Raw genomic sequence first — 13,817 nt, 5'->3', positions numbered from 1 at the left:
CATTAGCCTTCCAAGCTAAGGGTCGCGAGTTCGAACCTCGTCTCCCGCTCCACCCCTGCCGGAAGCCAGTCGAGAGTGTAATACGGTGCCCTTGTAGCTCAGTTGGTAGAGCACTCCCTTGGTAAGGGAGAGGTCTCCGGTTCAAATCCGGTCAAGGGCTCCACTTCATATATAGCTAGTGAACTTAGATAGGACGCGGTCAGCACGTCGGCGCACAACGCGCTCAGGGAGAAAAAGATGGCCAAAGAAAAATTTGAACGTAACAAGCCTCACGTAAACGTGGGAACCATCGGTCACGTTGACCACGGGAAAACTACCCTGACAGCAGCGTTGACTTGTATTTCAGCAAAAGAACATGGCGGCGTTGCCGCGATTGCTTATGACGAAGTTGCTAAGGCATCTGAATCACAAGGCCGTCGTGATGCATCTAAGATCATGACAATCGCTACTTCACACGTTGAGTATGAAACAGCGAACCGTCACTACGCACACGTCGACTGCCCAGGCCACGCCGATTATGTTAAAAACATGATCACGGGTGCTGCACAGATGGACGGAGCAATCCTCGTAGTATCTGCTGCTGATGGTCCAATGCCTCAGACTCGTGAGCACGTACTGCTTGCACGTCAAGTAAACGTACCTCACCTCGTAGTATTCATGAACAAAGTAGATGTTGTTGATGATGAAGAACTTCTCGACCTCGTAGAGCTCGAAGTTCGTGAACTACTCAGCGAGTACAACTTCCCAGGAGACGACGCTCCAGTTATCCGCGGTTCTGCACTTGGTGCAATCGAAGGTAAAGAGCAGGGCGTAAACAGCATCAAGGAGCTTTTCGAAGCACTCGATACTTTTATCCCGGAACCAGTTCGTATTACTGACAAGCCATTCCTGATGCCAATTGAGGACGTATTCTCAATCTCAGGTCGTGGTACTGTTGTTACAGGTCGTATCGAGCGCGGTATTGTTCGCACTGGTGACTCTGTAGAAATCGTAGGCATCCGCGACACAACAACTACTACCGTAACTGGTGTAGAGATGTTTCGTAAGCTTCTTGACGAAGGTCAAGCGGGCGACAACGTTGGTGCTCTTCTTCGTGGTACGAAGAAGGAAGATGTTCAGCGTGGCCAAGTACTGGCTGCTCCGGGCACAATTCACCCACACCAGAAGTTTACCTGTGAAGTATATGTACTGAACAAGGACGAAGGCGGACGCCACACTCCTTTCTTCAGCAACTATCGCCCACAGTTCTACTTCCGTACAACTGATGTTACTGGTTCCATCAAGCTGCCTGAAGGCACTGAAATGGTAATGCCTGGTGACAACGTTTCAATGGAAGTTGAGCTTATCTGCCCAATCGCCATGGAAAAAGAAGTTCGTTTCGCAATTCGCGAAGGTGGACGTACGGTTGGCGCGGGTGTTGTTACTGAAATCCTCGAGTAGTCGAAGATTTTAAAGTAGCAGATTTTCCTTCGGGGAAATGTCGCGAGCTTTATTGAGCTACTGTTTGCGGCACAGGTCCTAGGCCTGATCATTTTAAAAATTAGGAGCGGCTGCGGACCATGTGGGTCCTCAGCCGCAACTTGTATTTACGGGAGTAGCTCAATTGGTAGAGTAGCGGTCTCCAAAACCGTTGGTTGGGGGTTCAAGTCCCTCCTCCCGTGCCAAACAATCTGGATGAGCAATGCTTTCTAGAGAACGATATGTTGTTGGAGTTGTTGTAGGATTGGCAATTGTCATTTCCATGGCGCTCTCTCGCGGTTTTGAATGGCTTTGGGTTTGGCAAGAATGGAATGATCCCTTCATATTAGGGATTCGCCAACTTCCAATAACAAGCGTGATTGCTTATGCAATCTCTGCTGCCCTTGCTGTTGGTACCCTACGCCATCCGGAGGTCAATACCATCGCCCTTGAGGTTGTGGATGAATTGTCCAAGGTGGTGTGGCCGACACGCGAAGAAACCGGACATGCAACCATGGTTGTGGTTATCGCGGTTCTGATTTCTTCAGCTTTCCTCGGTACCTTCGATGCCGTTTGGCTTTGGATGACAGACTGGATTCTCGGTATAGAGAAACTGCCTGGCGGCTAAGTCAGTCTGGCACACTAAGAAGAACGAGTAATTTAAATTCAGAGGCAATGATGACAACGCAAGAGCAACAAGACGTGCAAGCACCTGAAGAGGCGCCAGTCGCAGCAACAGAAGCTGAAGACACGGTAGAAGTAACCGAGGCCGCTGAGCCTGGTGAAACCGTTGAAGCCGCAGAGGTAGCTACAGAGACGGCTGAGGGCGAAGCCACTGAAGGCGAAGGTGAAGCTGAGGTCGAAGAGCCTGAAGTTAATCCAAACTTCCGTTGGTATGTTGTGCATACCTACTCAGGCTACGAAAACCGTGCGAAGGCATCGTTGGAAGAACGCATCAAGCAACAATCACTCGAAGCAGAATTCGGTGAAGTGTTGATCCCTACTGAAAACGTAGTGGAACTCGGTAAGGGCGGCACCAAGCGTACCAGCAAGCGGAAGTTTTTCCCTGGGTACATGTTGGTGCAAATGGAATTGACGGATGCCAGCTGGCACCTCATCAATGACACCCCAAAGATTACCGGTTTTGTAGGCAATGCAACCAAGCCGCCACCGGTGCCTGAAGAGCAGGTTAAACGCCTGACTAAGCAGATCGATGAAGGAACATTGAAGGCCAAACCACGGGTCAAGTTTGAAGAAGGTGAAGATGTAAGGGTCGTAGATGGTCCATTCGCTAACTTCAACGGTATCGTGGAAACGGTTAATGAAGATAAAGGAAAGGTGCGCGTGATGGTTTCCATCTTTGGTCGCTCCACTCCTGTCGAGCTAGAATTCGTCCAGGTAGAAAAGGCCTGATAATGAGCCCCCTGGCGAATTCGCCAGAAGCTGAAGAGGTAGAAAATGGCTAAGAAAATCTCGGGATACATCAAACTGCAAATCCCAGCCGGTAAGGCAAACCCATCGCCACCAGTTGGTCCCGCACTTGGTCAGCATGGTGTAAACATCATGGGTTTCTGTAAAGAGTTTAACGCTCGAACACAGGGCCAAGGTGACATGGTTATTCCAGTTGTCATCACTGTATTTGCAGACCGTTCGTTCTCATTCGTAACAAAGACACCTCCGGCGTCTATCCTTATCAAGAAGACTATCGGTCTTAAGCTTGGTAAGAAGCCCGGAAGTGGTTCAAAAGAGCCGAATAAGATCAAGGTTGGAACCCTAACTCGAGCCCAAGCAGAAGAAGTTGCGAACATCAAAATGCCAGATTTGAACGCAAAAGATCTTGAAGGTGCCGTCAATATGATCGCCGGGACTGCTGCTAGCATGGGAATTGAGTACAAGGGCTAGACAAGAACTGCTGGCGTCCCTATAAGGTGCGCCCTTTCAACTATGCAGGAGGTCCATAGGACCGTTGGTACTGCGAGGTGACTATATGCCAAAGAGTAGTAAGCGCTATAATGCGAACTATGGCCAAATAGACTGTGATAAGCGATATGAGGTGGCCGAGGCCATCACGCTTCTCAAAGACATGTCTAAAGCCAAATTTGACGAAACTGTTGAAGTTTCCATCCGTTTAGGCGTAGATCCAAAGAAATCAGACCAGATGGTACGTGGTGTGTGCAAATTGCCAAATGGCAGTGGCCGCAAGGTACGTATTCTTGTGTTGGCTAAAGGCGAAAAAGTCGATGAAGCCAAGCAAGCGGGTGCAGATTTCGTGGGTGCCGAAGACATGGTGGAAAAAATCAAAGAGGGTTGGCTCGATTTCGATAAAGTAATCGCCACACCTGACATGATGCCAAAGGTTGGTCCAATCGCACGGATTCTTGGTCCACGCGGTTTGATGCCAAACCCGAAGGTAGGCACCGTGACAACAGACGTAGCCAAGGCTGTTCAAGAAGAAAAAGCAGGCCGCGTTGAATTTCGCGTAGAAAAAGCGGGCATCGTGCACGCTGCAATCGGAAAGCTCAGCTTTGATGCTGATAAGTTACAAGAAAACTTTGTAGCTTTGATGGACAACATCGCAAAGCTTAAGCCCGCTGCAGCTAAAGGCACATATGTCAAAGCAATTTCATTCTCTAGCACCATGGGTCCTGGCCTGCGTATTGACGCGGTTAAGGCTCAATCCAGCAAGTAAGGGGTAAAAGAGATGAATCGTGTACAAAAAGAGCAGTTCGTCGAAGAAATGAAAACCAGCCTCAACGAAGCGGCTGGAGCACTTTTTCTCGATTATACCGGTCTTACCGTCAACGATACGAACCTGGTTCGTAAGAAGTTTCGGGAAGCAGGCGTAACCTATGTTGTCGTAAAGAACACTTTGATGGCTCGCGCCATGGAAGGCTCTACATACGCTGATGCAGCAACGTACCTAAAGGGTACGCCAACTGGCATCGTAATAGGTGGCGAAGATCCGGTAGCAGCAGCGAAAACAACCTTCGACGTTGTCGAAGAGTTTTCAAATATGAAAGTCAAGGGCGGAATCCTAGACAGTAAAGCAATCAACTCAGCAGAAGCTGAAGCTTTGTCTAAGATGCCAAGCAAGACTGAAATTCAGGCAGGAATCGTAGGTCTGGCAATGAGCCCAGCGAGCAACCTTATTGGTCAGTTCAAGGGTCCGGCAGGCAAGATTCTAAGCCAAATCGAGAAAATGATTGAAGGGCAAGAGGCGGCTTAAGCCCTTCCCATAAAACGAAACAAGCAACAGCACCGCAAAACGCGGTTTATAGAGCGATACTAGTAGAGGAGTTTACTATGGCAGATTCAGCAACAACTTGGAATGACGGCATCAAGACTTTGGGCGACCAAATCGTTAACTTGTCACTTCTTCAGGCTAAAGAGCTAAGCGATTACCTGAAGGAAGAGCATGGCTTGGAAGCAGCAGCAGGCGGAGCCGTAATGATGGCAGCGCCAGCAGCTGGCGGCGCAGAAGCAGCAGCAGAGCCAACAGAGTTCAACGTAATTCTTACTGAAGCTGGTGCAAAGAAAATCCAGGTGATTAAAGAAGTACGTGCAGCAACTGGTCTTGGCCTCAAAGAAGCTAAAGAGTTAGTTGATAGTGCACCAAGCACAATCAAAGAGACCCTTCCTAAGGAAGAAGCCGAGGAGCTCAAAGCTAAGCTTGAAGCTGCTGGTGGCAAGGTCGAACTCAAAGCTTGAGTTATACAGTTGGCAGTCAATAAACCGAGCAGTTAAAAATAAATGTTCGGTTTTATTGACACCGGCACCTTTTCGGGCCAGTAAGCTGGCTCGTTGGGCACTCGTGAGGTCATCCTTCAAGATGGCCTCGTGTAGTTTCTAGGTTCTACCGAAATCCTATCAGGGAGCGAGTCTGCGCATGGCAACGTCTCAGATTCAAGACAACTTTCGCATGCGAAAGAGTTTTGGCAAGATTAAGCCCCTTATCGACATTCCTAATCTAATTGACACCCAGAAGAGAAGCTACGACAAGTTTCTTCAATTGGCTGTTGATCCGATGGAACGAGAAGACACTGGCCTACAGGCCGTGTTTAAGCGGGTCTTTCCGATTAAAGACTTTAACGAAACAGCATCGCTGGACTTCGTGAAGTACGATATCGATCCACCGAAATACGATGTTGACGAATGTCACCAGCGGGGCATGACATATGCCGCGCCGATGAAGGTGTCTATTCAACTCATCGTATGGGAACAAGACGAAGTCACCGGCCAGCAGGCCGTACGGTCTGTCAAAGAGCAGGACGTATATTTTGGTGAAATACCGTTGATGACAGAACATGGTACGTTCATCATCAATGGTACTGAGCGCGTTATCGTGTCTCAGCTTCATCGAAGTCCCGGTGCCTTCTTTTTCGTCAATCAAGACAAGACGAAAACGAATGCAAGCGGTATGCTACTTCACAGCGCGCGGATTATTCCAAACCGCGGTTCTTGGCTCGACTTTGAGTTCGATACCAAGGATATCTTGCATGTGAGAATTGACCGTCGTCGTAAGATGCCGGCCACTATTCTCCTCAAGGCGTTGACGTATTCAGCACAAGATCTCCTCGACTACTTCTATGATAAAGAAACCATCTACCTCTTAGGTAAAGATGATTATCAGAAGTCTGTCGATGTATCTTTGCTACTGGGGCAGCGCGCGACTAAGGAAATTCGGGATCCCGAGACTGACGATATTATCGTTCGTAAGAACCGCAAGTTTACTCGCGGTGCAGTCAAGAAGATTACGAAGGCCGAAATCACGCGTATCTCGGTTGACGAAGAAGAAATCATCGGCGCGGTTTCCGCGGGCGACGTCATTGACGACGAAACCGGTGAAGTGCTTCTCGAGAGCAACGAGACTATCACTGAAGAAAAACTCGCGATGCTGCTCGAAAAGGGCGTAGCTGAGTTTCCAATTCTCTTCATCGATGGTTTGAACGTAGGTCCTTACCTACGTGACACGCTCTTGGTTGATAAGGTTGAGACTGAAGAGGAATCTCTTCTCGAAATCTATCGACGGTTGCGACCCGGTGATCCACCGACAATCGATACAGCACGGGTTTTCTTTCACAACCTGTTCTTCAACCCAGAACGTTATGACCTTTCGAAGGTTGGTCGTCTGAAGCTTAACTACAAGTTTGGCGATGACGATGGCGATTTGGAAAACACCGTTCTCAGCAAGCACGACATCATGGAAGTTGTGCGTTATTTGCTCGAGCTTAAAAACGGTCGTGGGAACGTTGACGATATCGATCACTTGGGCAACCGACGTGTTCGTGCTGTTGGCGAGCTACTCGAAAACCAATTCCGCGTAGGTTTGGTGCGTATGGAACGCGCAATTCGTGAGCGAATGAGCCTTCAAGAAATTGAAACGCTTATGCCGCACGATTTAATCAACGCTAAGCCGGTCTCGGCAGTGGTTAAAGAGTTTTTCGGTTCATCACAACTTTCACAGTTTATGGATCAGACCAACCCATTGTCTGAAGTGACGCACAAGCGTCGTCTTTCGGCTCTCGGGCCAGGTGGTTTGACACGTGAACGTGCAGGTTTTGAAGTACGAGACGTTCACCCGACTCACTATGGTCGTATCTGTCCGATTGAAACACCGGAAGGACCTAACATCGGTCTGATTTCTTCACTGAGTACACATGCTCGCGTGAACGAATACGGTTTCGTCGAAACCCCTTATCGCAAGGTGCTAGACGGCAAAGCAACGACGGATATTTCGTACTACAGTGCACTTCAGGAAGAGCCACACGTCATTGCTCAGGCAAACGCTCAGCTAGAAGCTGATGGCAACTTCACTGAACCACTCGTGGCGTGTCGACGGGGTAGCGATACTCTCATGATGCGTCCTGAAGACATCACTTTGATGGACGTTTCACCGAAGCAGCTCGTATCTGTTGCATCGGCTCTCATCCCATTCCTCGAGAATGATGATGCGAACCGTGCATTGATGGGTTCGAACATGCAGCGTCAAGCAGTTCCGTTACTGCGTACCGAGGCACCACTTGTGGGTACCGGTATGGAGCTTAACGTAGCGCGTGACTCCGGTGTTACCGTAACAGCACGTCGAGACGGCGTTGTTGAATCGGTAGATGCTACAAGAATCGTTGTTAAAGCGAATACACGTGACGAAGAGTCAACTGATGTTGCGCAGGAAGTAGATATCTACAACCTCGTTAAGTATCAGCGCTCTAACCAGAATACCTGCATTAACCAGCGTCCCATCGTTAAGAAGGGCGACAAAGTTAAGGTTGGTGATTGTATCGCTGATGGTCCTTCAACGGACCGCGGCGAACTCGCTCTGGGTCGTAACCTCACAGTGGCATTCATGCCATGGCAAGGTTACAACTTTGAGGATTCAATCCTCCTGAGTGAAAAGTTGGTTCACGAAGATTACTACACTTCAATTCACATTGAGGAATTTGAGTGTGTGGCGCGTGATACTAAGCTTGGTAAAGAAGAAATCACACGAGATATTCCAAACGTAGGTGAGGAAGCACTCTCGGATCTTGATGAAGCCGGTATTATTCGTATCGGAGCAGAGGTCCGCGCAGGCGATATTCTCGTAGGTAAAATTACGCCAAAAGGTGAAACACAGCTTTCACCTGAGGAAAAACTTCTTCGTGCCATCTTTGGCGAAAAAGCGGGAGATGTACGCGATACATCACTACGCGTTTCACCAGGTGTTACAGGTACAGTCATTGGGGCTCAAGTCTTCGCTCGTAAGGGCGTTGATAAAGATGAGCGCGCTCAACTGATTGAGGAAGAAGAAGAAACACGTCTTCTCAAAGACCAAAATGATGAAATCAAAATCATCAAAGACAGTGCTCGACGTAAAATCGTTGCTCAGTATCTGAACAAGGAAACCGTTGCGCGCTTGATTGATGATAAAGGTGAAGTTCTTGTTCCTAAGGGTGAAACTCTTACGGCTGAACTACTTGCCAGCGTACGCGAAAAATATCTGGCGGAAATCCAGGTAGGCGACGACGATGTTGAAGAGAAGGTAGAAGCCATTCTCGAATCAGCAGATGAACGTGTTGCACTCGTTAAGCTGACTTTCACCGATAAGATTGCGCGTCTAAAGAAGGGCGATGAACTCGCTCCGGGCGTCATCAAGATGGTTAAAGTTTACGTGGCTATCAAACGTCGCCTCCAAGTAGGTGATAAGATGGCCGGCCGTCACGGTAACAAGGGTGTTATCAGTCGCATTATGCCGATTGAAGATATGCCTTACACCGTTGAAGGTATTCCAGTGGATGTTGTTCTCAACCCGCTGGGCGTTCCATCTCGTATGAACGTTGGTCAGATTTTGGAAACGCACCTTGGTTGGGGCGCTCGGGAAATTGGTCGTAAGATTGATGACTTCCTTGAGCAGTACCAAACAGATGCGATTCGCAATGAGCTTAAGTTGTTCTTTGACTCTTCTGAAGAGTCAACGTTCCTCGACAAGCTTGATGCAGACGATCTGGCGCGGCTTGCATCACGTATCAAGGGCGGTATTCACTTTGCGACACCTGTATTCGAAGGTGCCCGTGAAGCCGACATTGATAAGGTTCTAGAAAAGGTTGGTCTATCGACCTCTGGTCAAACTACATTGTTTGACGGTCGTAGCGGCGAGCCCTTCGACCAGCCTGTAACCGTTGGTGTTATGTATGTCTTGAAGCTTCACCACTTGGTGGATGACAAGATTCACGCACGTTCAATTGGTCCGTACTCATTGGTTACGCAGCAACCGCTCGGTGGTAAAGCACAGTTCGGTGGACAGCGTTTGGGTGAGATGGAAGTTTGGGCAATGGAAGCTTACGGGGCAGCACATGCACTCCAAGAGTTTCTCACAGTCAAGTCCGATGATGTTCAGGGTCGTACCCGAATGTATGAGGCGATTGTGAAGGGTGAAAACACCCTTGAGTCCGGTGTCCCTGAGTCTTTCAACGTACTGACCAAAGAGCTTCAGGCACTTTGTTTGGATGTTGAAATGCTTGAAGACGAGACCAACGAAGACATTCCAGGATTTTAATTCCTAATTGGTTGATTCAATACAACTTTTTAATCTCTCGGCCGAGTAACATCGTTGTCGTTCAACCGAAAAGAGGTTTACCGTGAAGGATATATTTTCATTCTTCGAGAAGCCCAAAGACCCAGTTCACTTCAATGCGATTCGCGTTTCGATTGCGAGTCCAGAGAAAATTCGTGAATGGTCACATGGCGAAGTAAAGAAACCAGAAACCATCAACTACCGGACATTTAAGCCCGAGCGTGATGGTCTCTTTTGTGCACGTATCTTTGGACCAATCAAAGATTACGAATGCCTTTGCGGTAAGTACAAGCGGATGAAACACCGCGGTATCGTATGTGAAAAATGCGGTGTTGAGGTTATTCAGTCGAAGGTTCGTCGTGAGCGTTTAGGTCACATCAACCTGGCCACTCCTGTAGCGCATATTTGGTTCCTGCGTTCTGTACCATCTCGAATTGGTGCAGTTCTCGACATGACCATGCGTGAACTTGAGAAGGTTCTCTACTGCGAAGCTTATACGGTAACTGATCCAGGCAAAGTGGAATTGGTTCCAGGTCAGATTCTGACTGAAGACGAATACCAAGAGCTTGTTACTGAGCACGGCCCAGGTTCATTTGAAGCCAACATGGGTGGTGACGCGATTCGTGACCTTCTACGTAACTGCGACATTGAAGCAATGTGCGGTGTTTTACGTGAAGGCATGGTTACAACAACTTCAGAAGCGAAGCGTAAGAAGCTTGCCAAGCGTCTGAAGGTTTGTGAAGCGATTCGTGATTCGGGCAACCGAGCTGAGTGGTTGATGCTGGAAGTTATTCCTGTTCTTCCTCCAGATCTTCGCCCATTGGTACCTCTCGATGGCGGCCGTTTTGCAACGTCTGACCTTAACGACTTGTATCGACGCGTTATCAACCGCAACAACCGACTTAAGCGTCTTCAAGAGTTGAACGCTCCTGAAATCATTATCCGTAACGAAAAGCGTATGCTTCAAGAAGCAGTCGACGCACTGTTCGATAACGGTCGTCGTGGTAAGAGCATCACTGGACCAAGCAAGCGTCCATTGAAGTCACTCTCCGACATGATTAAAGGTAAGCAAGGTCGATTCCGTCAGAACCTTCTTGGTAAGCGTGTTGATTATTCTGCACGTTCAGTCATCGTTGTTGGTCCAGAGCTTAAGCTCCACCAGTGCGGTCTACCAAAGGTTATGGCTCTCGAGCTATTCAAGCCGTTTATTTACAATAAGCTTGAAGAACGCGGCTACGTTACAACCATCAAGAGTGCGAAGAAGATGGTTGAAAAGGCTATGCCAGAGGTTTGGGATATCCTCGACGAAGTTATTCGCGAGCACCCGGTTATGCTTAACCGTGCACCAACGCTTCACCGCTTAGGTATCCAGGCATTTGAACCTGTACTGATTGAAGGTAAAGCAATTCGCTTACACCCACTCGTTTGTACAGCATTCAACGCCGACTTTGACGGTGACCAGATGGCGGTTCACGTGCCTCTCTCAGTAGAAGCACAGCTTGAAACCCGTGTTCTAATGATGTCTACAAACAACATTTTGAGCCCAGCCAACGGTCGTCCAATTATCGTACCTACTCAAGATATCGTCTTGGGTTGTTACTACATGACTCGTGAGCGTCCAGGAATGGTCGGCGCGGGTATGCGGTTTGCTAGCATCGATGAGGCGCGCGCAGCATACGACCAAGGTGTTGTAAGCTTACAAGCTTCGGTGAAGTGCAAAGTCGACGGCGAGAACGTAGATACTACGGTTGGTCGTTTGCTGATGTACGAAATCGTCCCTAAGGGATTGCCCTTTGCTCTGGTTAACCAGGTCATGGACAAGAAGGCTTTGGGTTCGTTGATTGACGCTTGCTATCGTAACTGTGGTCAGAAATCGACAGTTCTTCTTGCGGACGCTTTGAGAAGCATGGGTTATGACAACGCGACTCGCGCTGGTATCTCCATTGCTATCAAGGACATGGAAATCCCGAAGAAGAAGGATGCTTTCATCGATAAAGCACAGGACCAAGTGGGTGAAATCGAAAACCAGTATAACGAAGGTCTGATTACAGACGGTGAGCGTTATAATAAGGTTATTGATATTTGGTCACGGGTTGCTGAAGAGCTTGAAGTTGAGTTGATGAATAACATCGCCAGCGACAGCTACACAGATGAAAATGGCGAGGAAAAGCCAATTGCATCCATGAACTCAGTTTATATCATGGCTGATTCAGGTGCTCGTGGTTCTCGTCAGCAGATTAAGCAACTTGCAGGTATGCGAGGCTTGATGGCGAAACCATCTGGTGAAATTATCGAAACACCGATTACGGCGAACTTCCGTGAAGGCTTGAGCGTACTTCAGTACTTCATCTCCACACACGGTGCTCGTAAGGGTCTAGCAGATACAGCCTTGAAAACAGCAAACTCAGGTTATCTAACGCGTCGTCTCGTTGACGTTGCACAAGACACAGTTGTTGTTGAATACGATTGCGGTACTCTTGATGGTATTGAAATCGAGGCATTGATTGAAGCTGGTGAAGTCATTGAGCCATTGGGTGACCGTATTCTAGGTCGCGCAGCGCTTGAAGATATCGTTCATCCACACACTGAGCAGGTGCTCGTTGCCGCAGGTGAAATGATTGATGAAGCGAAGGTTATTGAAATCAATAACTCACCTATCCGACGTGTGCGGGTTCGTTCACCACTGACTTGTCAGGTGAAGCGAGGAATTTGCGTTGAGTGTTACGGTCGTGACCTTTCCCGAGGCCACAAGGTAAACATCGGTGAAGCGGTCGGCGTTATCGCTGCTCAGTCAATTGGTGAGCCAGGTACTCAGCTTACGATGCGTACATTCCACATTGGTGGTATTGCTTCGGGTCGTGCCGCTCAGTCTACTTTGGAAGCACGTGGTAACGGTACCATCCGATACATGGGCTTGAACACAATCACGAAGGTTGATGGTCAAATCGTTGTTATGAACCGTAACGGTGAAGTAGCAATTATTGACGAAGGCGGTCGTGAGCGTGAGCGCTACAGTGTAAACTACGGTGCAACCATGAAGGTGCCTGATGGCGAACAAGTGGTTTCCGGCGGAATCATTTGTGAGTGGGACCCCTTTGCATCTCCAATTCTTACAGAAGTTGCAGGTAAGGTTCAGTTTGGTGACCTTATTGAGGGTGTTACTACACAGGAACAGATTGATGATATCACCGGTCTTGCACGACGTACCGTTATGGAGTCGAAAGACAAGGATACTCGACCACGTTTACAAATCACCGCGGATGACGGCCAGATTCTTAAGATTCCTGGCAGCGAAAACGAGGCACGTTATTACTTGCCAATCGGTACCAACATCACAGCCGCAGATGGCGATGATATGGAAGCCGGTGACGTTATTGCGAAGATTCCTCGTGAGACAACGAAAGATAAAGATATTACAGGTGGTCTGCCACGGGTTGCTGAGCTCTTCGAAGCTCGCAAGCCGAAAGAGCACGCTTTGATTTCTGAAATCGATGGTACTGTCCAGTTCGGTAAGGACACCAAAGGTAAGCGAAAAGTTATCGTTGTACCTGATATCGGTGACCCTGCTGAGTACTTGGTGGCCAAAGGCCGTCACTTGACTGTCCAGGAAAATGACCGTGTTCGCGCGGGTGAGCCATTGATGGACGGTCCTAACAACCCACACGATATCCTTCGGGTTCTCGGTGAAAAAGCTCTCGGTAAGTACCTCACGGATGAAATCCAAGAAGTTTACCGTCTGCAGGGTGTTCGTATTAACGATAAGCACATCGAAACGATTGTTCGTCAGATGCTTCGTCGTGTTCGTATCAAGGATGTGGGCGATACGAAGTTCCTCGTAGAAGAGCAGGTTGAAAAGACTGTATTTGAAGCTGAGAACGAGCGCATCATGAATGATGGCGGTAAGCCAGCCATTGGTGAGCCAATGCTCTTGGGTATTACCAAAGCATCACTCTCAACCGAGTCTTTTATCTCTGCGTCTTCTTTCCAAGAGACTACCAAGGTTCTTACAGAAGCTTCATTGGCCGGTAAGGTTGACGTTCTTCAAGGACTTAAGGAAAACGTTATCATGGGACGTTTGGTGCCAGCAGGTACCGGACTGACCGGATATGGGCGATTGTCCAGCGTCGTTGACCCTGAGCTCCTCGAAGAGGACGAAGAGTATGAAATGACAATTGAGGATCGTGAAGGTCCGCTTTTGGCAAATCTGCCAGGAATTGCTGTTAACCAGTAATTACTGAAAAAACTTAGATGATTATGAGGGCTGGCTCCGCACACCTTGTGCAAGCCAGCCCTCTTTTTGTATAGGGTC

Annotated in this window: 9 protein-coding genes and 2 tRNA genes; all 11 read left to right on the top strand. The window is 48.5% G+C overall.

Features of this window, described 5'->3' with window-relative positions; genetic code table 11:
- Positions 1-87 precede the first annotated feature (87 nt).
- The 11 genes from HOK28_13220 (at position 88) to rpoC (ending at position 13,739) form a co-directional block, all read left to right on the top strand.
- Positions 88-163 (top strand) — tRNA-Thr (locus tag HOK28_13220).
- A 74-nt stretch (positions 164-237) separates the two neighbouring features.
- Positions 238-1,440 (top strand): elongation factor Tu, encoded by a 1,203-nt coding sequence (gene tuf / locus HOK28_13215; GenBank protein MBT6434052.1) that lies wholly within the window; start codon positions 238-240, stop codon positions 1,438-1,440.
- A gap of 148 nt (positions 1,441-1,588) precedes the next feature.
- Positions 1,589-1,664: transfer RNA gene (locus HOK28_13210), tRNA-Trp, on the top strand.
- A gap of 17 nt (positions 1,665-1,681) precedes the next feature.
- On the top strand, positions 1,682-2,086 hold the full coding sequence (secE, locus tag HOK28_13205; GenBank protein MBT6434051.1) for a preprotein translocase subunit SecE: 405 nt from the start codon (positions 1,682-1,684) through the stop codon (positions 2,084-2,086).
- A gap of 50 nt (positions 2,087-2,136) precedes the next feature.
- Positions 2,137-2,871, top strand: a complete 735-nt coding sequence (gene nusG, locus HOK28_13200) for a transcription termination/antitermination protein NusG (protein MBT6434050.1) — start codon at positions 2,137-2,139, stop codon at positions 2,869-2,871.
- 45 nt (positions 2,872-2,916) lie between these two features.
- On the top strand, positions 2,917-3,360 hold the full coding sequence (gene rplK / locus HOK28_13195; GenBank protein MBT6434049.1) for a 50S ribosomal protein L11: 444 nt from the start codon (positions 2,917-2,919) through the stop codon (positions 3,358-3,360).
- A gap of 85 nt (positions 3,361-3,445) precedes the next feature.
- A complete protein-coding gene (locus tag HOK28_13190; protein MBT6434048.1) occupies positions 3,446-4,147 on the top strand; it encodes a 50S ribosomal protein L1 in 702 nt (233 codons plus the stop codon).
- A gap of 12 nt (positions 4,148-4,159) precedes the next feature.
- Positions 4,160-4,684 (top strand): 50S ribosomal protein L10, encoded by a 525-nt coding sequence (locus tag HOK28_13185; protein MBT6434047.1) that lies wholly within the window; start codon positions 4,160-4,162, stop codon positions 4,682-4,684.
- A gap of 77 nt (positions 4,685-4,761) precedes the next feature.
- On the top strand, positions 4,762-5,166 hold the full coding sequence (gene rplL / locus HOK28_13180; GenBank protein ID MBT6434046.1) for a 50S ribosomal protein L7/L12: 405 nt from the start codon (positions 4,762-4,764) through the stop codon (positions 5,164-5,166).
- A 178-nt stretch (positions 5,167-5,344) separates the two neighbouring features.
- Positions 5,345-9,490, top strand: a complete 4,146-nt coding sequence (gene rpoB / locus HOK28_13175; protein MBT6434045.1) for a DNA-directed RNA polymerase subunit beta — start codon at positions 5,345-5,347, stop codon at positions 9,488-9,490.
- An 82-nt stretch (positions 9,491-9,572) separates the two neighbouring features.
- Positions 9,573-13,739, top strand: a complete 4,167-nt coding sequence (gene rpoC / locus HOK28_13170) for a DNA-directed RNA polymerase subunit beta' (GenBank protein ID MBT6434044.1) — start codon at positions 9,573-9,575, stop codon at positions 13,737-13,739.
- Positions 13,740-13,817: the final 78 nt, after the last annotated feature.

The sequence above is a fragment of the Deltaproteobacteria bacterium genome (assembly GCA_018668695.1).
Classification (GTDB): Bacteria; Myxococcota; XYA12-FULL-58-9; order XYA12-FULL-58-9; family JABJBS01; genus JABJBS01.
The sequence above is the reverse complement of the archived record's forward strand: the minus strand, read 5'-3'. Positions and strand labels throughout refer to the sequence as shown.